Source organism: Pseudomonas sp. E102 (assembly GCF_052660185.1).
The window spans coordinates 850,244-871,722 of sequence record NZ_CP084025.1 but is presented as its reverse complement, the minus strand read 5'-3'; the positions used below and the strand labels follow the sequence as shown (position 1 = coordinate 871,722).

Here is a 21,479-nt window from a genome sequence, read left to right as displayed (position 1 = left end):
TCAGACCTTATAAAGTCGTGGTGGCACCAGCCGAAGCGTAGTTTTGGTAACTCGTCATCTGCCGGGCTATGTTCGAAATCTTGCTGGCGTAGTTCGGGTCGGTGGCGTAACCGGCCTTCTGCAACTCGCGTACAAACTGTTCCGGGTTATCGGCCGACTTCAGCACAGCTTGATAGCGACTGTTGCTTTGCAGCAGATTGACCAGGTCATGGAAACTGTCACGGTACGAGGCGTAGGAACGGAACTCGGCCGTCTCCTTGACCATCTCGCCATTGCGGAATTCGCTGGTGATCGCCCGCGCCGAATCGCCCTTCCAGTTCGCGCTGGCCTTGATGCCGAACAGGTTGTGGCTGCTGCTGCCATCGGGCTGGCGCATCACCGATTTGCCCCAACCGGTTTCGAGAGCAGCCTGGGCCACCAGGTAACGAGGGTCGACGCCGATACGGTCCGCTGCTTCCTTGGCCATTGGCAGCATGGCGTTGACGAATTCATCGGCATCGCGGAAGGCCTTGCGCGCCGGCGCCAACGGTGGCTGGGCCACGGCGCGGCCATAGACTTGCATGTCGCCTTTGGGCTCGGCAGCCTTGAGCGCGGCCAGCCAGTCACCGTTGGCCAGCTCACCGGAAGCCGGCTTGACGGCGGCAATGGCGCGATCAGGCAACACGTTCTGCGCCATCGCTTCAGGCCTGACCGATGCCGAAGGCACCAACCCCGCGAGCAAGCGGTCGGCGAGTTTCGGTGGCAGGGCCAGGCGGCGCTGGTTGATCAATTCCATGTCGTTACGGTGAATGCCCTCGGCACCTTGCGGCGCGCTCACGGCACGCGACGCCCAGAGTGGGCGCTGGCCGTTGCTGCGCGACAACGGCCCGTCGGGCAGCGTTCCGGCCGCCACAGGCGTGGGTACTGGCGCCTTGGCCTTGTCCAGCGCCTCTTGCTGCTTGGCGGCCGATAAGGTGGCCGCCTCGCCCGAGGCCAGCGGTTTGTTCTTCGACATCTGGCGCAGCAGCACGTCAGCCAGGCCGATACCGCCGCCCTCGCGGGACATGGAAACGGCCAACTGCTGGTCGTACATTTCCTGGTATTGCTTGGCTTCCGGCGTGTTCATTGGATTGTCCTTGCCCAGGGCCTCGGTGGCCGAACGCATGGACTTGAGCATTTCGCCGAGGAACAGCGACTCGAACTCCTGCGCCACTTTGCGCAGGTTGCCTTCGCTGTTCTTGTCGCCGACCTTGAGCTGATTGAGGCGATTGAGGTCCGAATAGGACGCTGAATCCCCACTGATCAAGGCGCCTTTGCGCATATCCACCATGACCGCTTTCCTTAAATCACGATCAGGTCGGCTTGCAACGCGCCGGCCTGCTTCAAGGCTTCGAGAATCGCCATCAGGTCGCCCGGTGCCGCGCCGACCTGGTTCACCGCCCGGACGATTTCATCCAGGGTCGTGCCCGGACCGAACTTGAACATCGGCTTGGCTTCCTGCTCGGCATTGACCCGTGAACGCGGGACCACGGCGGTCTGGCCGTTGGACAATGGGCCCGGCTGGCTGACGATCGGGTCTTCGGTGATGGTCACGGTCAGGCTGCCGTGGGTCACGGCGGCTGGCGAAACCTTGACGTTCTGGCCAATCACGATGGTGCCGGTGCGCGAGTTGATGATGACTTTCGCCACCGCCTGGCCCGGGTCGACTTCGAGGTTTTCCAGGATCGACAGGTAGTCGACCCGCTGGCTCGGATCCAGTGGCGCGGTGACGCGGATCGAACCGCCGTCGATTGCCTGGGCCACGCCTGGGCCGAGCATGTCATTGATCTTGTCGACGATGCGCTTGGCCGTGGTGAAGTCGGAACGATTGAGGTTCAGCGTCAGGCTGTTGCCCTGGTTGAAACCGCTCGGCACCGCACGTTCAACCGACGCGCCGCCAGGGATGCGCCCGGCCGACGGAACGTTGACGGTGATCTTCGAACCGTCGCGCCCTTCGGCATCGAAACCGCCCACCACCAGGTTGCCCTGGGCGATGGCGTAGACGTTGCCGTCGATACCCTTGAGCGGGGTCAGCAACAAGGTGCCGCCGCGCAAGCTCTTGGAGTTACCGATGGACGAAACGGTGATGTCCACCTGCTGGCCGGGCTTGGCGAAGGCCGGCAGATCGGCACTGACCGACACCGCCGCAACGTTTTTCAACTGCACGTTGCCGGAGCCCGCCGGCACCTTGATGCCGAACTGCGACAGCATGTTGTTGAAGGTCTGCAGGGTAAACGGTGTCTGTGTGGTCTGGTCACCGGTGCCATTGAGGCCAACGACCAGGCCGTAGCCGATCAACTGGTTGGAACGCACGCCGGAAATACTGGCGATGTCCTTCAGGCGCTCGGCTTGAGCGCTGAAGGCTGCCGACATCACCAGGGCACCGATCAACAGCTGTTTAAGATTCAACTTGATCACCTAGAAAGGGAACTTCGGGCTGAGGAAGAAGCGGTCGAACCAACCTGGCTGACTCGCATCGGCAAAGGCACCAGTGCCCGAATAGGTGATGCGCGCATCGGCCACGCGAGTGGACGAAACGGTGTTATCGGTGGCGATGTCATCGGCCCGAACCATGCCGGCGATGCGTACCAGTTCGTCACCGGTGTTGAGCGTCAGCCACTTTTCACCCCGTACGACGATGATGCCGTTGGGCAGGACGTCGGCCACCGTCACGGTGATCGAACCGGTCAGGCTGTTGCTCTGTCCCGACTTGCTGTCGCCCTTGGTGGCACGGTCGGCGCCATAGCCGGCGTTGAGGCTGAGATCGTTGCTGCCGATCGGATTGTTGGTGGTCAGGCCCGAGCCGAACAGCGATGTCAGGCCGACGCTGGTCTCGCTGGTCTTGTCGATCTGCGAGTTGGCGTTCTTGCTGGCCTGGGTCCGCTCGTTCAGGGTGATGGTGATGATGTCACCGACCCGGAAAGCCTTGCGATCGCTGTACAGATTCTGCTCGAAACCGGCCTGGTAGATCGAACCGTTATTGGCCGCCGCCGGCAACGGTGTGCGCGGCAACACCGGAGCGTAGTACGGGTCATTGGGCCTTGGCGTTGGCGCGACACAGCCCGCCAATGCGGTGATCCCACTCAATGCCAGAACAGATACGAAGCGATTCATGACCCTACCTCTTGGTGTTGCAGGCGACCCTGGAGCCGCCCTGTCTACGTGATGACGAATGTTGCGACGCGATTACAGGTTCTGCGTGACGAACGAGAGCATCTGGTCGGCGGTGGAGATGACTTTGGAGTTCATCTCGTAGGCGCGCTGGGTGGTGATCATGTTGACCATCTCCTCAACGGTGCTCACGTTCGACGTTTCCAGGGTGTTCTGCAGCGTGGTGCCGAAGCCGTTCAGGCCAGGCGTGCCGACTTGTGGCGCGCCGCTGGCAGCGGTTTCCATGAACAGGTTGTTACCCACCGCTTGCAGGCCGGCCGGGTTAATGAAATCGGCGGTCTGCAGGTTGCCGATCACCTGGGAGGCCGGGTTGCCCGCCACGGTGATGGACACGGTGCCGTCGCGGCCCACGGTGAAGGTCTGGGCATCGTTCGGGATGATGATGGCCGGTTCCAGGGCGAAACCACTGGCGTTGACGATCTGGCCATTGGAATCGAGGTGGAAGGTACCGTCACGGGTGTAGGACGTGGTGCCGTCCGGCTGCAGGATCTGGAAGAAACCGCGACCGTCGATGGCCATGTCCAGCGGCTGCTCGGTGGTCTGCAGGCTGCCGGCGTTGAAGTTTTTCTGCGTGCCGACGATGCGCACACCGGTACCCACTTGCAGGCCCGACGGCAATTCGCTGTCCTGGGTCGACTGGGCGCCTGGCTGGCGTTTTACCTGGTAGAGCAGGTCCTGGAACTCGGCGCGATCACGTTTGAAACCCGTGGTCGAGACGTTCGCCAGGTTGTTGGAAATGGTGGACAGGTTTGTGTCCTGGGCGGACAGACCTGTTTTGGCAACCCAAAGAGCCGGAAGCATTCGATTCTCCTCTCACGCCTGTTTTTCGGCGCAGCGCTGTAATTAGTGATTAGATCTGCAAGACCCGAGCCATGGCCTCATCGCCTTCTTTGGCGGTGTTCATCATCTTGACGTGAAGCTCAAACTGCTTGGCCAGGGCCAGCACCGAAGTCATTTCATCCACGGCATTGACGTTGCTCGCTTCCTGGAAGCCCGACACCAGTTGTACGTTGGCATCGATGGGCGCGGGCTGGCCGTCCTTGGTACGGATCGAGCCGTCGAGGCCCTTGGTCATGTTCTTGAGGTCAGGGTTGACCAGTTTGATTCGGTCCACCTCAGCCATCACCCGCGGGCCTTCGCCCATGGCGCGAATGCTGATGGTGCCGTCCTGGCCGATTTCGATTTTCTGCTCTGGTGGCACGGCGATCGGACCGCCATTGCCCATTACCGGCATGCCGTTGCCGGCCCGCAGCACACCCAGGGCGTCAACGTTGAGGCTGCCGGTACGCACGTAGCTTTCACCGCCGTCGGGATTCTGCACGGCCATCCAGCCCGGCCCGCTGACCGCCACGTCCAGGTCGCGACCGGTTTCAACCAGTGCTCCCGGGGTGAAGTCAGTGGCAGGCCGCTCGGACATGGCAAACGCCCGCGCCGGAAAGCTGTCGCCGAACACCGGCATCGAACGTGCCTGCTCCAGGTCTTTCTGAAAACCATTGGTGGAGATGTTCGCCAGGTTGTTGGCATGGGCCCGTTGCGCCAGTGCGTTCTGGCTGGCGCCGGTCATTGCCACATAAAGGTACTTGTCCACTGTCGTTCCTCTGCATGCCGGACGTTTGCCGCCCACTGCTGTGTTGCACAGCCTTAAGCAAATTGCAGACCAACTTATTTCTGACGCTGGTGGGGCCGGTAAATAAAGGGCTTGGCGGAATTGAAAGGGATTATGGAAACGTATCGAAGACGAAAAACCGGCGGTGTCGTGCCGCTTACGGCAAGTGTCCGCCTAACCTGATCAAATAGACGCCCCGTGGCGAGGGAGCTTGCTCCCGCTGGGCCGGTCCGACGCCTCGGGCGTAGCGGCCCCACACTTTTGGCGATTGCTACGCAACCGAGCGGGAGCAGCTCCCTCGCCACGAAGCGTCTATCATCACATGCCGGGTTCTTTGCCCACCTCATACTCACGCAACTTATTGGCAATCGTCGTATGGGAAACCCCCAGCCGCTTGCCCAGTTGCCGGCTGCTCGGGTGTTCGGAATACAGGCGCTCGAGCACGGCCTTCTCGAAACGGCCGACGATCTCGTCCAGCCCTCCGTCGAGGGAAAAGTCACCGAGGGGTTGGCGCACGCCGTAGTCCGGCAGGCGAATGTGTTCGGCCTTGACCTTCCCGCCGTCGCATAGGGAAACGGCCTGGAACAGCACGTTTTCCAGTTGCCGGACATTGCCTGGCCAGTGGTAATGACTGAGCCGGTCCATCGCCGCTGGGGCCAGTCTTGGCAGTGGGCAGCCAATCTGGCGACTGGCCTGGTCGAGGAAATGCTCGACCAGCGGGGCCAGCCCGTCGAGGCATTCGCGCAGCGGCGGGATGTGCAGAGAAAGCACATTCAGGCGATGGTACAAATCTTGACGGAATTCTCCCCGGGCACAGAGTTCGGACAAATCGACCTGGGTCGCGCAGATCACCCTGACATCCAGGTAGACCTCTTCGTCACTGCCTACGCGGCGGAAGCAACCGTCCTGTAGGAAACGCAGCAATTTCACTTGCAAGCGCGGACTCATTTCTCCGACACCGTCGAGAAACAGCGTACCGCCCGCCGTCAGCTCCAGCAGCCCGAGCTTGCCTTCGGCCCGCGCCCCTTCGAAGGCGCCGGGCCCGTAGCCGAACAGTTCAGTCTCGGCCATGGACTCCGGTAATCCGGCGCAGTTGAGCGCCATCAACGGCGATTGCCCCCGTGGGCTTGCCAGGTGACAGGCACGGGCCAGCAATTCCTTGCCGGTTCCGGTTTCGCCTTCTATCAATAGCGGCGCGTCCAGCGGCGCCATGCGCCGGGCCTCGCGGACCACCGCCGCCATTACCTTCGAACTCTGGAAAATACTGTCGAAGCCGCGCAGTTCCTGCTTGCGCACGTTATAGATGCGCTCGCCCACCCGGTCGGCGCGGTGCAAGGTCAGCACCGCGCCGGCCATCGCCTCGCTGTCGTCGTGCTCCGATTGGAGCGGCGCGATGTCCGCCAGGAACACATCGCCCTTGACCTTGACCCGCAGGCCATTGATCCGCGATTGGTTGGCGCGCACCAGTTCCGGCAGGTCGAAGTCCTCGGCGTAGCGGGACAAGGGAATCCCCGGCACCTCGTCGACCCGCACCCCGAGCAACTGCGCCGCCGCCCGGTTGGCCGCGACGATGGAGCCGCCCATGTCGATGGACAACACCGGAAACTCCAAGGCGCCAAGCAAGGCATTGAGCTCCATGTGCCGACGCTCGCTCGGCATCAGCCCTACGCGCTTGACGCCGAACACCCCGGCGATGCCTTCGAACTTCGGACGCAACGCCTGGAACTGGATGTTGATCAGGTTCGGGCAGTGCAGGTAGATCGCATTGCCATGCTCGCCACCGACCTCGCCCCGGGCGACGTTGATGCCGTATTCCACCAGCAGATTGAGAATGTCCCGCAGGATGCCGATGCGGTTCTGGCAATGGACTTTGATACGCATGAGAGGCCCGATGCTGTTCACTTAAGGTTTGTTTGATTCATTGTGGCGAGGGAGCTTGCTCCCGCTGGGGCGCGAAGCGGCCCTGTTTTTTTGGGGCTGCTGCGCAGCCCAGCGGGAGCTAGCTCCTCGCCACAGTTTTCTGCGCTGCGGCGCAAATAGCCGTCAAGATTATGTGACAGTTTGAGGACCTTTCCCAGCCGAAAATACCTGCAACACCGAGACTCGCCAGAATACGTAACGTAAACTTTACACTTTATGCATGACTGGCGGTTGTTCGGCCAGCTAGCCCTGCTGCGCCTGCCCCTGGTTTGGGTTATCCCTTATGCATCGCTGGAGATAACAACAAACAAATCTTCCCCTTGAGGGATATCAGCAGGAGAGCAGCATGAAGCAGACGCAATACGTGGCCCGCGAGCCCGATGCGCAAGGTTTTATCCACTACACCGCTGAAGAACACGCAGTGTGGAACACGCTGATCACCCGCCAGCTGAAAGTCATCGAAGGCCGTGCGTGCCAGGAGTACCTGGACGGTATCGACAAGCTGGGGTTGCCCCATGACCGCATCCCGCAGCTGGAGGAAGTCAACAAAGTGCTGGGCGAGACCACGGGCTGGCAGGTCGCCCGGGTGCCCGCGCTAATCCCTTTCCAGACCTTTTTCGAGTTGCTCGCCAGCAAGCAGTTTCCGGTGGCGACCTTTATTCGTACCCGTGAAGAACTGGACTACTTGCAAGAGCCGGACATTTTCCACGAGATCTTTGGTCACTGCCCTCTGCTGACCAATCCCTGGTTTGCTGAATTTACCCACACCTACGGCAAACTCGGCCTACAGGCCTCCAAGGAAGAACGCGTCTACCTGGCGCGTCTGTATTGGATGACCATCGAATTCGGCCTGGTGCAGACGCCGCAAGGCCGGCGCATCTACGGCGGCGGCATTCTCTCGTCGCCCAAGGAAACCGTGTACTGCCTGTCAGACGAGCCGGAGCACCAGGCCTTCGATCCGCTGGAAGCCATGCGCACGCCTTACCGCATCGACATCCTGCAACCCGTGTACTTCGTGCTGCCCGAGCTCAAGCGCCTGTTCGATCTGGCCCACGAAGACATCATGGGAATGGTCAAGCGCGGGCGGGAACTGGGCCTGCACGCACCGAAATTTCCACCGAAAGCCGCGTGAACCGCTGGTTTTGATTCCAATTGAGTCTGTTGCGCCTCGCGACTTTGCTTTAGCGTGGCTGCATCGACGTTTTCCAAATATCCGATCCGGGAACCCACCATGACCACTTTGAACCAAGCCCATTGCGAAGCCTGCCGCGCCGATGCCCCACAGGTCAGCGACGAAGAACTTCCAGTACTGATCAAGCAGATTCCCGACTGGAACATCGAAGTGCGCGACGGCGTGATGCAGCTGGAAAAGGTTTTCCTGTTCAAGAATTTCAAGCACGCCCTAGCGTTCACCAACGCCGTCGGCGAGATCTCCGAGGCCGAAGGTCATCACCCGGGCCTGCTCACCGAGTGGGGCAAAGTCACCGTCACCTGGTGGAGCCATTCGATCAAGGGCCTGCACCGCAACGACTTCATCATGGCCGCTCGCACCGACGAAGTGGCCAAGACCGCCGAGGGCCGCAAGTAATGCATTTCGATGCCATCGGCCGCGTGCCCGGCGACCCGATCCTGGGCCTGATGGAGGCCTACGGGGCGGACAGCAACCCTGGCAAGTTCGACCTGGGCGTTGGTGTCTACAAGGACGCCCAGGGTCTGACGCCGATTCTTCAGTCAGTGAAACAGGCCGAGCAGTGGCTGGTGGATCGCCAGTCCACCAAGACTTACATCGGCGGTCATGGCGACGCCGCGTTCGGCCAATTGATGAATGCGCTGGTGCTGGGCGCCGATTCACCGTTGATCGCCGGCAAACGCGCCGGTGCCACCCAGACCCCAGGCGGCACCGGCGCCCTGCGCTTGAGCGCCGACTTCATCGCCCAGTGCCTGCCGGGCCGTGGTGTCTGGTTGAGCAACCCGACCTGGCCGATCCACGAAACCATCTTCGCCGCCGCGGGCGTCAAGGCCAGTCATTACCCCTACGTGGGCGCCGACAACCGCCTGGATTTCGAGGCAATGCTCGCCAACCTGGGCCAGGTGCCAAAAGGCGATGTGGTGTTGCTGCACGCGTGCTGCCACAACCCGACCGGCTTCGACCTGTCTCACGAGCAATGGCGCCAGGTGTTGGAAGTGGTGCGCAGCCGTGGCCTGCTGCCGTTGATCGATTTCGCTTATCAGGGCTTCGGCGACGGGCTGGAGCAGGACGCCTGGGCCGTGCGGTTGTTTGCCGAAGCGTTGCCCGAGGTGCTGGTCACCAGTTCCTGCTCGAAGAATTTTGGCCTTTACCGCGACCGCACCGGTGCGCTGATTGTCTGCGCCCGCGATGCCGACAAACTGGTCGACATTCGCAGCCAACTGGCCAACATCGCCCGCAACCTTTGGTCGACGCCGCCGGATCATGGCGCGGCGGTGGTGGCGACGATCCTCGGCAATCCGGAACTCAGGGGCCTGTGGGCCGACGAAGTGGAAGCCATGCGCCTGCGCATCGCGCAACTGCGCAGCGGCCTGCTGGAAGCGCTCGAACCCCATGGCTTGCGTGAGCGCTTTGCCCATATCGGCGTGCAACGCGGGATGTTTTCCTACACCGGCCTGACACCGGGACAGGTCAAGCAGCTGCGCGAGCGCCACAGCGTCTATATGGTCGGCACCGGCCGGGCCAACGTGGCCGGCATCGATGCGACGCGCCTGGATGCGCTGGCGGTGGCGATTGCGGATGTTTGCAGGTAGCTTTCTGTCGCCGCTGGTCTCGTGGCGAGGGAGCTTGCTCCCGCTGGGCTGCGCAGCAGCCCTAAAGTAGAAGCTTAAGATTGTCAGGCTGTCTCTGCTCGACACTTTGGGGCGGCTTCGCCGCCCAGCGGGAGCAAGCTCCCTCGCCACGATGGATCCAAACAGCCTCGAGTCATCCGCCGCCCTTGAGAAGTTATTCCCCCGTCCAGGCCCGAACAAACCGCCCGATATCTTCCTGTGGTGCCGTGCGCGCCTCTTTCTGCGGCGTGCCAAGGTAAAGGAAACCAATCACCTCCTCGCCGTCTTCAAGCCCCAGGCCCCGGGCCACATGCGGCGAGTAAGCCAACTCACCCGTACGCCACACGCCGCCTATCCCTTGTGCATAAGCGGCCAGCAGAATGCCGTGTGCCGCGCAGCCTGCCGCCAGCAATTGTTCAGGCTTTGGAATCTTGAAATGGTCTTGCAACCGCGCAATCACTACCACCACCAGCGGCGCCCGTAGCGGGCCGTTGAGGGCTTTCTCCACGACGGCTTCGGGCACCAGCGGATCATTGAAGCGCGCTGCTTCGGCCAACAGCTCGCCCATGCGATGGCGTGCCTGCCCCTCCACCGTCAGGAACCGCCACGGGCGCAACTGGCCATGGTCGGGCGCGCGCATCGCGGCCGCGAACATGACTTCGCGCTGTTGCGGCGTGGGCGCCGGGTCAACCAGGCGTGGCACGGAAACACGGTTGAGCAAAGCATCTAAAGCCTGCATCGGCGACCTCCTGGAAAAATGTTCGGCTATTCTAGTGGCTGTTCCGTCAATCCGTTAGCCCGAATTCAGAGACAGGCAACGCCGGACGCCGGTTTACACGCCGCTTGTCGCAGGTAGAATGGCGCCCTTTCCTCTTTCAGACCGAGCGGACTTCATGGCGTTGCCGACCCTGCGGATCATTGGTTTCATCATCGGCATCTTCCTGATCACCCTGGCGATCTTCATGGTCGTGCCGATGGCCACGTTGCTGGTCTACGAGCGCACCGGCGACCTGCCATCGTTCCTCTGGTCAAGCATGATTACTTTTGTCGCCGGCCTGGCACTGATTCTTCCCGGACGCCCCGAGCACGTCCATCTTCGGCCCCGGGACATGTACCTTTTGACCGTCAGCAGTTGGTTGGTGGTGTGTGTGTTTGCCGCGCTCCCCTTCCTGTTGACCCAGCACATCAGCTACACCGATTCGTTCTTCGAAAGCATGTCAGGCATTACCGCCACCGGCGCGACGGTGTTGAGCGGCCTGGACACGATGTCGCCCGGAATCCTGATGTGGCGATCGCTGTTGCACTGGCTTGGCGGCATCGGCTTTATCGGCATGGCCGTGGCGATCCTGCCGCTGTTGCGCATCGGCGGCATGCGGCTGTTCCAGACCGAGTCGTCCGACCGCTCGGAAAAGGTCATGCCCCGCTCGCACATGGTGGCGCGGCTGATCGTGGCGTCCTATGTGGGCATTACGGTTCTCGGCACGCTGGCGCTCTGGTGGGCCGGGATGAGCCTGTTCGATGCGATCAACCATTCGATGTCGGCGATTTCCACCGGTGGTTTTTCCACCTCGGACCTGTCCCTGGCCAAATGGACCCAGCCAGCGGTGCATTGGGTCACTATTGTGATCATGATCCTCGGCAGCCTGCCGTTCGCCTTGTATGTCTCGACGCTGCGGGGCAATCGCCGGGCGCTGATCAAGGACCAGCAAGTCCAGGGGCTTATCGGCGTGCTGCTGGTCACCTGGCTGGTGCTTGGCACCTGGTATTGGGCGACCACCGACCTGCATTGGCTCGACGCGCTGCGGCATGTGGCGCTGAACGTGACGTCCATCGTCACCACCACCGGTTTCGCCCTGGGCGACTACAGCCTCTGGGGCAATTTTTCACTGATGCTGTTCTTCTACCTGGGTTTCGTCGGCGGCTGCTCGGGCTCGACCGCCGGCGGAATCAAGATTTTCCGCTTCCAGGTCGCCTACATCCTGCTTCGGGCCAACCTTAACCAACTGATCCACCCGCGTGCGGTGATCAAGCAGAAATACAACGGCCATCGCCTCGATGAAGAAATCGTGCGTTCGATCCTGACCTTCTCGTTCTTCTTCGCCATCACCATCTGCGTGATCGCCCTGCTGTTGTCGCTGTTGGGCGTGGAATGGATGACAGCGTTGACCGGCGCGGCCAGTACCGTGTCCGGCGTCGGCCCTGGGCTCGGCGAGACAATCGGCCCGGCCGGCAACTTCGCGCCGCTGCCGGACGCGGCCAAGTGGATCCTCTCGGGCGGCATGTTGCTGGGCCGGCTGGAGATCATCACGGTGTTCGTGCTGTGTATTCCTGCGTTCTGGCGTCACTGACCGGCTTGGCCACGCCCCGCGCCCGATAGTCGCCGGGCGTGGTACCGAACCAACGGCGGAAGGCCCGGAAAAAATTGCTCGGATCGGCAAACCCGAGCAAGTAGGCGACTTCCAGCAAGGTCATGCTGGGTTGCGCCAGGTATTGCTCGGCCAGTTCGCGTCGGGTGTCGTCCAGCAAACTCTGGAAACTGGTGCCCTCTTCCTGCAAGCGCCGCTGCAAGGTGCGCTGGGACAAGTGCAGCGTCTGCGCCACCACGTCACGCTTGGGCTCGCCCTGGGGCAGCAACCGGCACAGCACTTGCCGCGCCTGGTGAGTCACGCGGCTGCCTGAAAACCGCGCCAGGTATTCCCCCGCGAACCGGTCGTGCAACAGCGCCATGGCCTCGTTGGCCGTGGGCAGTGGTGTTTCCATGTCGTCCTGCTGGAAAATCAGCGCATCGTAGGGTGCGTCAAAAACCAGCGGCGCGCCGAAGGCCTGTCGATAAGGTGCAACGTCAACGGGTTCGTTGCCTTGGAACAGCACTTTCACCGGATGCAAAGTGCGCCCGGTCAGCCAACTGCACAAGGCCAGCGCGCAAGCCAGGGACGCTTCGGCACTTTGCCGGGTGGGCGGAAGGTGGTCGCCGTGTACCGTCAGGATCAGCCCATACCCTTCATCCAAATGGCGGAAGCTCAAGTCGGCGCTTTCGGCAATGATTCGTTGATAACGCACCAACCGGCGGAACCCTTCGGCCAGCGTCCGACTGGACATCAACGCGTAACCGACCACATGGAACGATGCCGGGCGCACCACCTTGCCCATGTTCAAGCCGATGGCCGGATTGCCCGACTGCTCCACCGCAAGCTGCCAGAGCCGTGTCATCGAATCCTGGGGAAAGCGCGCATCAGGATCGTCCAGCGCCTCGAAATCCAGCCCCAGTTGCTTGAACAGCGCCCGACAGTCCAGGCCGTCCATTTCCAACGCCTTGACAATCCCCATCGCCCAGCTTGAAGAAGTGGTTCGTTCGCTCATGACGTTTACTTGCATGACGAGCCGCACGGTACGGCTGGATTTGCGGAGGATATCAGTGTCCTGTCATACGAACAGTATTTGTAAGACAGGACACTAGAGTGGCGCTGATTGTCACTGGCCGTTGCGAATGACCGCTCTAGACTTGGTCATGAGGCATGAAACACCGGTCGCCAGAACAATAACCAAAGAGCCCGCAGTCTTGGAAAACACTAAACGATTCAACACCTTCGCCGAATTTTATCCGTACTACCTCAGCGAACACCGCAACAGCACCTGCCGACGCTTGCACTTCATCGGCACCTCCCTGGTCCTGCTGGTTTTCGCCACGGCGCTGGTGGTCGGTGCCTGGTGGCTGTGGGTCGCCCTGCCGGTGGCGGGCTACGGTTTCGCCTGGGTCGGGCATTTTTTCTTCGAGAAAAACCGTCCTGCCACTTTCCAACATCCCCTTTACAGCCTGCTCGGTGACTTTGTCATGTACCGCGACATGCTGCTGGGCAAAGTCGCGTTCTAGGAGGGCTGTCGATGAATTCTCACGCACGCTTCACCCACATGCAGGACGGGACCCAGGAAGACTGGGCAATCATCGCGGCCGACTTCAGCGCCTATGCGCGGCAGCTGCCGAGTCGGGTTCTCGCCCATTTGAAATTGCTCGACGGCGATTTTGGCGGGTTCCCGGTGGATCGCATGACCCATTCCCTGCAAACCGCCACGCGCGCCTACCGCGACGGGCGGGACGAGGAGTACGTGGTCTGCGCCCTGCTTCATGACATCGGCGATACGTTGGGCACCTACAATCACCCGGACATCGCCGCGGCGATCCTCAAGCCGTTCGTCAGCGCCGAAAACCTGTGGATGGTGGAAAAACACGGGATTTTCCAGGGCTACTACTTTTTCCATCATTTGGGCATGGACCGGCATTTGCGCGAGCAATTCTGCGAACATCCTCAGTACCAGGCGACCATCGACTTCTGTGCGAAATACGACGCCGCGGCGTTCGATCCCGAATACGACACGCTGCCGTTGAGCTTCTTCGAGCCGATGCTGGAAAGGGTGTTCGCCGCGCCGAAGCAATCCATCTACAAGGCGGCGATGGCCGAACAGCCCTGAATTCTTGCAGACGCAGCCACAGGTTCTAAGTGGGTGGATAGACAGGCCGGCGCTCTAGGCAGGCTCAGCCACTTTCAATTCAGCCTTGAGCAGCGCCTCCCGCGCCTGGGCGTCCGCCAACCGATACAGCTCGATCGTCCCATCCCAATGTTCGATCAGCGCCGTGCAGGATTCGACCCAGTCGCCGCAGTTAAGGTATTCCACCTCGCCCACCTTGCGAATCTCGGCATGGTGGATGTGCCCGCAGACCACCCCGTGCAACTCACGCTTCACGCATTCATGGGCGATGGCTTCTTCGAAATCGCTGATAAAACTGACGGCGGTCTTGACCTTGTGCTTGAGGTACGCCGACAGCGACCAATAGCCGTAGCCGTAACGGGCCCGCCAATGGTTGAGCCAACGGTTCAGCGTCAGGGTGAATTCGTAGGCCCAATCCCCAAGGAACGCCAACCAACGGTGGTAACGGGTGATGACATCGAACTGATCGCCATGGATCACCAGCAGGTGCCGGCCGTCGGCGGTGACGTGCACCGCTTCGTCCACCAACTGGATATTGCCCAGTATCAGCTTCGAATAACGCCGCAGGAATTCGTCATGGTTGCCGGTGACATAGATCACCTCGGTGCCGCGCTTGCTCATGGTCAGCAGGCGGCGAATGACATTGGTATGGGCCTGGGGCCAATACATGCCGCTGCGCAGTTTCCAGCCGTCGATGATATCGCCCACCAGATAGACCTTGTCGGCGTGGTAACCCTTGAGGAAGTGCGACAGGTGTTCGGCCTGGCAATCCCGAGTGCCCAGGTGCACATCGGAAATCCACAGGGTGCGTACACGTTGCTTGCGGCTGGGCCTGGCGAGCTCGGCGCTGGTCATGGGGGCAACCCTCTGATCGTTTTCACCACAGTGCACCCGAGCGGTTAATGCTCCGTGACAGCAATAAGTCGATTACATGACAGCGCGGGGCGCCGCGCCCTCGGTGTAGACTGGCCGCCTGACAAGGGAGACTGCGATGAGACCGATCCTCACGCTACGCCACTACAGCCACGATCTGATTGTCCACAGCCACGACCACGCGCAACTGGTGTTCGGGTTGTCTGGCGCGCTGGACTTCGAAGTCGAAGGGCGTGGCAGCCAGGTGGTGCAGCAGAGTTTCGTGGTGGTACCGGCCGGTGCTCATCATGCGTGCGGCAGCCCACGGGGCAGCCGTTGCCTGGTGCTGGACGTGCCGGATGATGAATGGATCGGGCAATGCCTGGGCGACCATGCCGATGCCAGCCGCCGATTACTCGACAACAATACCCGCCTGCCCCTGGATGCGGGGCAAAGCCAACTGGTCAGTTGGTTGGCGGGCAGCCCGGTGGACGACCCGGTGATTGCACAGCAAGGCGCGGTACTGTTGCTGGCCAGCCTCAACGGCGGGCGTTTGGAAACCACCGGTGGCCGGCGCCTGCCCTACGCGGCGCTCAACGCTCACATCGACCAATATGCCGCTTATCCGCTACAGGTAGCGGACCTGGCGCAAGTCGCAGGGCTTTCCAGTGCTCGCCTGCATGCCCGTTTCGTCGCCGAATGCGGCCAGACACCGATGGAATACATCCGCAGCCGCCGCTTGCACAAGGCACTTGAGCTGCTGCGTGACTCGCAGTTGGCGATCGGCGAGATCGCCCATCGCGTTGGCTACAGCTCGCAAAGCGCTTTTGCCGCAGCCGTGCAGCGCGAATTCGGCGTCCCGCCGGGCAAGCTCCGGCAACCGCGCTAGTCTCGCGCTAAAAATCGCTAGGATCGCGACAGACGAAGGCGCTTGGCAGCGGGCTTAATAGCCGAACGTCCCACCGTTGAACAAGGATTGCAATGACACCCCGTACCGCCCTCGGCGCCCTGCACATCGGCGCACTCATGTTCGGCCTCACCGGCGTGTTCGGTAAGCTCGCCGCAGCCTCGCCGGCCGTCATCGTGTTTGGTCGCGCGGTGTTCGCCGTGCTGGCGCTGGCGGCGTTTGCCCGGTTCGCCAGCCCTACCCGCTGGGAAAAGCTGCGGGGCCGGGACCTGCGCAGGTTGCTGCTTGGCGGGCTGTTGCTCACCGGGCACTGGGTGAGTTTTTTCATTTCGGTGAAAGTCGCCGGCGTTGCGATCGCCACCCTGGGATTCGCCAGTTTTCCGGCTTTTACGGTGCTGCTTGAAGGGCTGATTTTCCGCGAGCGCATCCGCGCCAACGAAATCCTCTTGGTGGTGCTGGTGAGCGTCGGCCTGGTGTTGGTCACGCCAACCTTCGACCTGGCGAGCGGCGCTACCACCGGGCTGCTCTGGGCGGTGGCCTCGGGGCTGTTGTTCTCGTTGTTATCACTGACCAATCGCGCCGGTTCCGGACACGTGCCCCCGGTGCAGGCCGCGCTGTGCCAGAACGTCGTGGTCGGACTCTGCCTGTTGCCAATGGCCGCGCCGCAATTGGCCGACGTTCGTCCGCTCGACTGGTTGTGGATCGGCCTGCTCGGGGTGTTCTGCACCGGCCTGGCCCATAGCCTGTTCGTCGCCAGCCTCGCGGTGATCAAGGCCCGCACCGCCGCGGTGGTGTTCGCCATGGAGCCGGTCTACGGCATCACCATCGCCTGGCTGCTGTTCGACGAAGACCCGACCCTGCGCATGTTGCTCGGTGGCGCGCTGATCATCGTTGCGATCGTGGTGTCGAGCCAGCTGGACGGCACAAAGAAATCCAGCGCCGGCGCCCAGGCCCCGTCTCACTGAGCCCGGTCACTGGATTCTGTCGTTGTGCCCCAGGTCGCGCTCCGGGTCGATCTGGTCGCGGACCCGCTGCTTGAGCACCTTGGCCTCGGGAAAACCTCCATCCGCCTTGCGCTCCCAGATCTGGGTACCATCGCAGCCAATGTGGAAAACCCCACCGGTGCCTGGCACCAGGGACACCTTGCCGAGGTCGTCGCCGAACGTGCTTAGCAGTTCCTGGGCCAACCAGGCGGCACGCAGCAGCCATTGGCACTGTGTGCAATAAGTGATGACGATTTCCGGTTTCTGCGCGGTCATGGGATCAACTCCTGGTTGCAAAGGCGTCGTTATACTACTCGCCTTTGATTGCCTACCCGGAATTGACGATGCGCCGCCTGCTGCCTTGCCTGCTACTTTTGCTATTGCCCCTGCTCGGCCAGGCCAACGAGCCCGCCGTCGAAACATCGCGCCCGAAGATCGGCCTGGTACTGTCCGGCGGCGCGGCTCGTGGCCTGGCCCACATCGGCGTGCTCAAAGCCCTGGAGGAACAAGGCATCAAGATCGACGCCATCGCCGGCACCAGCATGGGCGCGGTGATCGGCGGCCTCTATGCCTCGGGCTACAAGATCGACGAGCTGGAAAAACTCGCCCTGGGCATTGATTGGCAACAAGCCCTGTCCGATGCCCCGCCGCGCAAGGACGTACCCTTCAGGCGCAAGCAGGATGACCGGGATTTCCTGGTCAAGCAGAAACTGAGCTTTCGCGACGACGGCAGCCTCGGCCTGCCGCTGGGAGTGATCCAGGGACAGAACCTGGCCCTGCTGCTCGAAAGCCTCCTGGCCCACGCCAGTGATACCCGGGACTTCGACAAACTGCCAATCCCCTTCCGCGCCGTGGCGACCGACATCGCCACCGGTGAAAAAGTCGTGTTTCGCAAGGGCCACCTGCCCAAGGTCATCCGCGCCAGCATGTCGATCCCGGCCGTGTTTGCGCCGGTGGAGCTGGACGGCCGCCTTCTGGTGGACGGTGGCATGACCGACAACATCCCTTTGGATGTGGCTCGGGAAATGGGGGTGGACGTGGCCATCGTCGTTGATATCGGCACCCCACTGCGCACCCGCAAGCAACTGGTCACGGTGGTGGACGTGTTGAATCAGTCAACGACGCTGATGACCCGGCGCAACTCCGAAGAGCAATTGGCCACGTTGGGGAAAGATGACGTGTTGATCCAACCGGCCCTGGCAAGCTTCGGTTCCACCGACTTCGGACGAGCGCAGGAAATAGTCGATGCCGGTTACCGCGCCACACGGATACTCCAAACGCGCCTGGCGCACTTGCGTCCCGCCGAGCCGGCCGACGCCGAACTGCTGGCGGCGCGCACCCCGAGCGAGCGCACCCCGGTCATCACCGCGATCCGGGTGGAAAACGATTCGAAAGTCGGTGACGACGTGATCCGCTATTACATTCGCCAGAAGATCGGCGAGCCGCTGGACCTGGGGCGCCTGCAGACCGACATGGGCACGCTGTACGGCCTGGATTATTTCGAGCAGGTGCAATACCGCGTCGTACACAAGGGCGCGGACAACACGCTGGTGATCAATGCCCGGGGCAGACGCACCGGCACCGATTACCTGCGCGTGGGCCTGAGCCTGTCGGACGACATGCGCGGCGACAGCGCCTTCAACCTTGGCGCCAGCTATCGGGTCAACGGCATCAATCGACTGGGTGCGGAATGGCTGACCCGGGCGCAGATCGGCGACAAACAGGAGCTGTACAGCGAGTTCTACCAACCGCTGGATGTCGGCTCGCGCTACTTCGTCGCGCCCTATGGACGGTTCGAATCGCGCAACGTCGATTCGATCCTCGACAACGATCCGGTGGCCCAGTACAGGGTCGAGCGCTATGGCTTTGGTCTGAACCTGGGTCGCCAGATCGGCAACAGCGGGGAGATCCGCTTCGGTGTCGGCCAGGCCTGGGGCAAGGCCGACGTGCGCATCGGCGACCACGACCAGCCCAGCGAGAATTTCAATGAGGGCTTTTACGAGCTCAAGTATTCCTTCGACTCCCTGGACAACGTGTACTTCCCCCACGAAGGCGAAGACATCGGTTTGTCCTGGCGTCAGTACGAACCGGGCCTGGGCTCGGACCAGCGCTACCGCCAATGGGAATTCAAACTGGACAAGGCCCTGAGCAGCGGCCCGGATACGTTCATCCTGGGCGGTCGCTACGGCCGCACCCTCGATACCGCCGAAGTAGTGACCTCCAGTTTTGTCCTCGGCGGCGCTCGGCAATTATCAGGCTTTCGCGAGGACGGGATATCCGGCCAGAACATGAGCCTGATGCGCGCCGTGTATTACCGCAGGCTCACGCCTCGGGCCTACCTGCCGTTGGATTTCCCGCTGTATATCGGCGGCTCGCTGGAGCGTGGTCGGGCCTGGAACAACGACAACGAGTTCGACAGTGGCTACATCAACGCCGCCAGTATTTTCCTGGGTTTCGACACGCCGCTGGGCCCCTTGAACTTCAGCTATGGCGTAAATGACGACGATGAGCAGGCGGTGTATTTGAACCTGGGGCAGACGTTCTAAAGAACACAGCCCCTACCTTGTGGGAGCGAGCCTGCTCGCGAAAGCGGTAGACCGGCTTGCACTGGTCGTGAATACACACCTGTCATCCCGAGCAGGCTCGCCCCCACACAGGATTCCCGTCGGCCTTGCAATCGTCTCAGCGAATCCCGGCGAGCAAAACCCGGGCGGTTTCCCTGAGCGGTTCATCGCCCTCTTGCAGCAGCTCTTCCAGCAACGTGATGGCGCTCTTCAGATCGCCCTCGTCGATGCAATTCTGGGCTTCTTCGAGTTTCTCCGAGTGCTCCGATGTGTGCGGTTCGAAGGAGACAGGTTCGAGGGAGAGGGATTCGAATTCGGGTTCAACGGGCGCTGGCTCCAACTCCAGCGCTTGCTCCTCATCGGCAAACCCATCGAGGAAATCATCGTCCAACGACTCCGTTTCCAACGGCGCGCCCCATTGCAGGTCCGTCTCATCGAAGCCCGATAGGGTCAGCGTATCGGCAGCAGCGGCCGGCGGTTTTGGGGGCTCTGGGGATGCCCGTTGGTCATCGGCCAGGTCCCAGCTGTTCTCCAGGGAAAGTCCATCCAGGTTCAACTCGAACTCATCGCTGGGCGCGGCCACAGGTTTCGGCGCGGGCACTGGTGCCTGAGGTTCTGTCGGCGTTTGCGTCGCAGCATTAACGAGGGTGACCCTGGGGTAACGTTTGCGGACGTCTTCCAGTGCCTGGCGATCGACGCCCTGGGCCGATAAATGGCTCTCCTGGGCCTGGAAGCCGATCACATCGCCCTGCTTGCCTAATACATCCAGCAACTTCAGGCCCAGGTCGGTACGGTCCGGCTCGGCCAGCAGTGCCGCACGCAGCAGCCCCGCAGCTTCAGTGAAACGGCCATACGTCAGGTAGATCCCAACGCCCTCGAGCACGTCTCCCAAAGGCGCATCGCCATTGTTGAACGACGAGGCGACCTCGGGATGCTCTTTGTCGGCACTCTCGGCATAGGTTTCGGTGTCGTCATCCAGGGCCAGGTCCGGACGCTCGGCCAATGGCACAGGCCTTGTCAGTTCTTGTTGTTGACGGTGACGAAGGAACAGCAAAAGCGCAAGCAACCCAACCAGCCCCACCAATCCCCCTACCCACAACCAGTCGACGCCTTCGGTTTGCGTCGCTGGTGCTGTCTCGTCCATCGGCAAGGCTTCGGCGGGTTCGGTTGATTCGGCAGGTTCCGGAGCAAGTTCCGAGGTGATCTCAGGTGACGATGCCTGGGTCAGTTGCGCTTGGAGATCGCTGATCTGCTGGCGTTGAGCGGCGATTTCCTGGTCCTGAGCCTGGATCCTGGCTTGCAGTTGTTCGATAGTCTGCTGTTGCTGCTGGCCTTGCAGCACACTGGCTGCCAATTGCTCGGCATTGTTGTCGGGCGCGGCGGGAGCCGGGCTGACAGGACTTTGGGCTGGAGCAGGCAGGATGGCCGAATCGGGAAGCAACAAGCGTTGGCCGATGGAAAGTCGCTCGCTGCCGGGGTTCAAGGCCTCAATCCCCTGCATCAGTTCATTGACCGATGCATTGCTGCCCGCATCGTGCAGGCGCTTGGCGATGATCCAAGGGTTGTCGCCCTGCACCACGGTGTAGCGTTTGCCCTGTGTGGCCGGAGGCGCCTTGATGGCTGCCTTTGTCTCGGCCGGGGCGGAAGGTTCATCAACAGACGGAGCTATGCCGGGCGCGCCCGGTGGATCGATCAACACGGTGTATTCGCGCAACAAACGCCCGTTGGGCTGATTGAGCTGCACCAGAAAGTTGAGAAACGGCTCCTCCACCGGTTTGCTGGACGTCACCCGAATGAAACTGCGCCCGCCACGCAGCACGGGGGTAAAGCGCAAATTATTGAGGAAGAATACCCGCTCCACGCCCGCACGACTGAAATCCTCCGCCCCCGCCAGGCTGGCGGACAGGTCGCCCTCGCTGAGGCCCGCCGCGTCAACCAAGGCGATATCGGCGCGCAACGGCTGGTTCAGGGCGGAATGGAGCGTGATCTCACCCAGCCCCAGCGCCGACGCCAGGGCTGGAAATCCCAGGACACCCACGACGACCGACACGTTGATCCAACTGCGCAACGTGGACTGCAAACTTTCAAGCATGGGTATCCCTTTGATCAACGACCTATGCGAAACGCTTCCAATACGATCGCTTAGTACTGGTTATAGTTCGCTAACCGTCGAA

The 21,479-nt window shown here is 61.8% G+C and carries 20 protein-coding genes; 9 read left to right on the top strand and 11 right to left on the bottom strand.

What is annotated here, in order from left to right; all coding sequences use genetic code 11:
- Positions 1-7: 7 nt before the first annotated feature.
- From flgJ to DOCECA_RS04140, 6 genes are all read right to left on the bottom strand, one after another.
- Positions 8-1,306 carry a flagellar assembly peptidoglycan hydrolase FlgJ gene (gene flgJ, locus DOCECA_RS04165; protein ID WP_445572145.1) on the bottom strand — a complete coding sequence of 433 codons (1,299 nt, stop codon included), beginning with the start codon at positions 1,304-1,306 and terminating at the stop codon, positions 8-10.
- 14 nt (positions 1,307-1,320) lie between these two features.
- Positions 1,321-2,391 carry a flagellar basal body P-ring protein FlgI gene (locus tag DOCECA_RS04160; RefSeq protein ID WP_170847652.1) on the bottom strand — a complete coding sequence of 357 codons (1,071 nt, stop codon included), beginning with the start codon at positions 2,389-2,391 and terminating at the stop codon, positions 1,321-1,323.
- A gap of 45 nt (positions 2,392-2,436) precedes the next feature.
- Positions 2,437-3,132 carry a flagellar basal body L-ring protein FlgH gene (gene flgH / locus DOCECA_RS04155; protein WP_420767402.1) on the bottom strand — a complete coding sequence of 232 codons (696 nt, stop codon included), beginning with the start codon at positions 3,130-3,132 and terminating at the stop codon, positions 2,437-2,439.
- Between the two features lie 72 nt (positions 3,133-3,204).
- The gene (gene flgG, locus DOCECA_RS04150) at positions 3,205-3,990 is read right to left on the bottom strand and encodes a flagellar basal-body rod protein FlgG (RefSeq protein WP_186610404.1); all 786 of its coding nucleotides are present in this window, start codon (positions 3,988-3,990) and stop codon (positions 3,205-3,207) included.
- 49 nt (positions 3,991-4,039) lie between these two features.
- Positions 4,040-4,777 carry a flagellar basal body rod protein FlgF gene (locus DOCECA_RS04145; protein ID WP_003199043.1) on the bottom strand — a complete coding sequence of 246 codons (738 nt, stop codon included), beginning with the start codon at positions 4,775-4,777 and terminating at the stop codon, positions 4,040-4,042.
- Between the two features lie 336 nt (positions 4,778-5,113).
- A complete protein-coding gene (locus DOCECA_RS04140; protein ID WP_445571487.1) occupies positions 5,114-6,676 on the bottom strand; it encodes a sigma-54-dependent transcriptional regulator in 1,563 nt (520 codons plus the stop codon).
- 385 nt (positions 6,677-7,061) lie between these two features.
- On the opposite strand from DOCECA_RS04140, the gene phhA reads away from it, so the two are divergent.
- The 3 genes from phhA (at position 7,062) to DOCECA_RS04125 (ending at position 9,496) form a co-directional block, all read left to right on the top strand.
- Positions 7,062-7,847 (top strand): phenylalanine 4-monooxygenase, encoded by a 786-nt coding sequence (gene phhA / locus DOCECA_RS04135; protein WP_434650302.1) that lies wholly within the window; start codon positions 7,062-7,064, stop codon positions 7,845-7,847.
- Positions 7,848-7,946: 99 nt separating this feature from the next.
- Entirely contained in the window at positions 7,947-8,303 is a 357-nt protein-coding gene (locus DOCECA_RS04130; protein WP_420767404.1) for a 4a-hydroxytetrahydrobiopterin dehydratase, read from the top strand.
- Positions 8,303-9,496, top strand: coding sequence for an amino acid aminotransferase (locus DOCECA_RS04125; protein ID WP_445571486.1), 1,194 nt, complete (start codon positions 8,303-8,305; stop codon positions 9,494-9,496). Before DOCECA_RS04130 ends, DOCECA_RS04125 begins: the two co-directional genes overlap by 1 nt.
- 193 nt (positions 9,497-9,689) lie before the next feature.
- Here DOCECA_RS04125 and DOCECA_RS04120 read toward each other — a convergent pair whose 3' ends face one another.
- Positions 9,690-10,253 carry an NAD(P)H nitroreductase gene (locus DOCECA_RS04120; RefSeq protein WP_434562958.1) on the bottom strand — a complete coding sequence of 188 codons (564 nt, stop codon included), beginning with the start codon at positions 10,251-10,253 and terminating at the stop codon, positions 9,690-9,692.
- 154 nt (positions 10,254-10,407) lie between these two features.
- On the opposite strand from DOCECA_RS04120, the gene DOCECA_RS04115 reads away from it, so the two are divergent.
- On the top strand, positions 10,408-11,862 hold the full coding sequence (locus DOCECA_RS04115) for a TrkH family potassium uptake protein (protein WP_420767407.1): 1,455 nt from the start codon (positions 10,408-10,410) through the stop codon (positions 11,860-11,862).
- Here DOCECA_RS04115 and DOCECA_RS04110 read toward each other — a convergent pair.
- Positions 11,819-12,874 carry an AraC family transcriptional regulator gene (locus tag DOCECA_RS04110; protein ID WP_434562955.1) on the bottom strand — a complete coding sequence of 352 codons (1,056 nt, stop codon included), beginning with the start codon at positions 12,872-12,874 and terminating at the stop codon, positions 11,819-11,821. The two genes, DOCECA_RS04115 and DOCECA_RS04110, sit on opposite strands and share 44 nt — an antisense overlap.
- 199 nt (positions 12,875-13,073) lie before the next feature.
- Here DOCECA_RS04110 and DOCECA_RS04105 point away from each other — a divergent pair, with 199 nt between their 5' ends.
- Together DOCECA_RS04105 and DOCECA_RS04100 are read left to right on the top strand one after the other, a co-directional pair.
- Positions 13,074-13,385 carry an Mpo1-like protein gene (locus tag DOCECA_RS04105; RefSeq protein WP_420767409.1) on the top strand — a complete coding sequence of 104 codons (312 nt, stop codon included), beginning with the start codon at positions 13,074-13,076 and terminating at the stop codon, positions 13,383-13,385.
- 11 nt (positions 13,386-13,396) lie between these two features.
- Complete coding sequence (locus DOCECA_RS04100; protein ID WP_434562953.1) at positions 13,397-13,981, top strand: HD domain-containing protein; 585 nt, start codon at positions 13,397-13,399, stop codon at positions 13,979-13,981.
- A 54-nt stretch (positions 13,982-14,035) separates the two neighbouring features.
- On the opposite strand, the gene DOCECA_RS04095 is transcribed toward DOCECA_RS04100, so the two are convergent.
- Positions 14,036-14,854, bottom strand: coding sequence for a UDP-2,3-diacylglucosamine diphosphatase (locus tag DOCECA_RS04095; RefSeq protein ID WP_420767411.1), 819 nt, complete (start codon positions 14,852-14,854; stop codon positions 14,036-14,038).
- 136 nt (positions 14,855-14,990) lie between these two features.
- Between DOCECA_RS04095 and DOCECA_RS04090 the strand changes: the two genes are divergently transcribed.
- Together DOCECA_RS04090 and DOCECA_RS04085 are read left to right on the top strand one after the other, a co-directional pair.
- Complete coding sequence (locus DOCECA_RS04090; RefSeq protein WP_420767412.1) at positions 14,991-15,740, top strand: helix-turn-helix transcriptional regulator; 750 nt, start codon at positions 14,991-14,993, stop codon at positions 15,738-15,740.
- Between the two features lie 92 nt (positions 15,741-15,832).
- Positions 15,833-16,723 (top strand): DMT family transporter, encoded by an 891-nt coding sequence (locus DOCECA_RS04085; RefSeq protein WP_420767413.1) that lies wholly within the window; start codon positions 15,833-15,835, stop codon positions 16,721-16,723.
- Positions 16,724-16,729: 6 nt separating this feature from the next.
- Here DOCECA_RS04085 and DOCECA_RS04080 read toward each other — a convergent pair whose 3' ends face one another.
- On the bottom strand, positions 16,730-17,017 hold the full coding sequence (locus DOCECA_RS04080) for a SelT/SelW/SelH family protein (protein WP_420767414.1): 288 nt from the start codon (positions 17,015-17,017) through the stop codon (positions 16,730-16,732).
- A 68-nt stretch (positions 17,018-17,085) separates the two neighbouring features.
- Between DOCECA_RS04080 and DOCECA_RS04075 the strand changes: the two genes are divergently transcribed.
- The gene (locus DOCECA_RS04075; protein ID WP_420767415.1) at positions 17,086-19,287 is read left to right on the top strand and encodes a patatin-like phospholipase family protein; all 2,202 of its coding nucleotides are present in this window, start codon (positions 17,086-17,088) and stop codon (positions 19,285-19,287) included.
- Positions 19,288-19,423: 136 nt separating this feature from the next.
- Here DOCECA_RS04075 and DOCECA_RS04070 read toward each other — a convergent pair whose 3' ends face one another.
- The gene (locus DOCECA_RS04070) at positions 19,424-21,397 is read right to left on the bottom strand and encodes a FimV/HubP family polar landmark protein (protein ID WP_445571485.1); all 1,974 of its coding nucleotides are present in this window, start codon (positions 21,395-21,397) and stop codon (positions 19,424-19,426) included.
- Between the last annotated feature and the right edge of the window lie 82 nt (positions 21,398-21,479).

Coding starts and splice junctions, on each gene's coding strand:
- phhA (WP_434650302.1), top strand. CDS start 7,062: ATGAAGCAGACGCAATACGTGGCCCGCGAGCCCGATGCGCAAGGTTTT.
- DOCECA_RS04140 (WP_445571487.1), bottom strand. CDS start 6,676: ATGCGTATCAAAGTCCATTGCCAGAACCGCATCGGCATCCTGCGGGAC.
- DOCECA_RS04080 (WP_420767414.1), bottom strand. CDS start 17,017: ATGACCGCGCAGAAACCGGAAATCGTCATCACTTATTGCACACAGTGC.
- DOCECA_RS04110 (WP_434562955.1), bottom strand. CDS start 12,874: ATGAGCGAACGAACCACTTCTTCAAGCTGGGCGATGGGGATTGTCAAG.
- DOCECA_RS04160 (WP_170847652.1), bottom strand. CDS start 2,391: ATGTCGGCAGCCTTCAGCGCTCAAGCCGAGCGCCTGAAGGACATCGCC.
- DOCECA_RS04120 (WP_434562958.1), bottom strand. CDS start 10,253: ATGCAGGCTTTAGATGCTTTGCTCAACCGTGTTTCCGTGCCACGCCTG.
- DOCECA_RS04115 (WP_420767407.1), top strand. CDS start 10,408: ATGGCGTTGCCGACCCTGCGGATCATTGGTTTCATCATCGGCATCTTC.
- DOCECA_RS04125 (WP_445571486.1), top strand. CDS start 8,303: ATGCATTTCGATGCCATCGGCCGCGTGCCCGGCGACCCGATCCTGGGC.
- DOCECA_RS04070 (WP_445571485.1), bottom strand. CDS start 21,397: ATGCTTGAAAGTTTGCAGTCCACGTTGCGCAGTTGGATCAACGTGTCG.
- flgH (WP_420767402.1), bottom strand. CDS start 3,132: ATGAATCGCTTCGTATCTGTTCTGGCATTGAGTGGGATCACCGCATTG.
- DOCECA_RS04085 (WP_420767413.1), top strand. CDS start 15,833: ATGACACCCCGTACCGCCCTCGGCGCCCTGCACATCGGCGCACTCATG.
- DOCECA_RS04075 (WP_420767415.1), top strand. CDS start 17,086: ATGCGCCGCCTGCTGCCTTGCCTGCTACTTTTGCTATTGCCCCTGCTC.
- DOCECA_RS04100 (WP_434562953.1), top strand. CDS start 13,397: ATGAATTCTCACGCACGCTTCACCCACATGCAGGACGGGACCCAGGAA.
- flgG (WP_186610404.1), bottom strand. CDS start 3,990: ATGCTTCCGGCTCTTTGGGTTGCCAAAACAGGTCTGTCCGCCCAGGAC.
- DOCECA_RS04090 (WP_420767412.1), top strand. CDS start 14,991: ATGAGACCGATCCTCACGCTACGCCACTACAGCCACGATCTGATTGTC.
- DOCECA_RS04130 (WP_420767404.1), top strand. CDS start 7,947: ATGACCACTTTGAACCAAGCCCATTGCGAAGCCTGCCGCGCCGATGCC.
- DOCECA_RS04095 (WP_420767411.1), bottom strand. CDS start 14,854: ATGACCAGCGCCGAGCTCGCCAGGCCCAGCCGCAAGCAACGTGTACGC.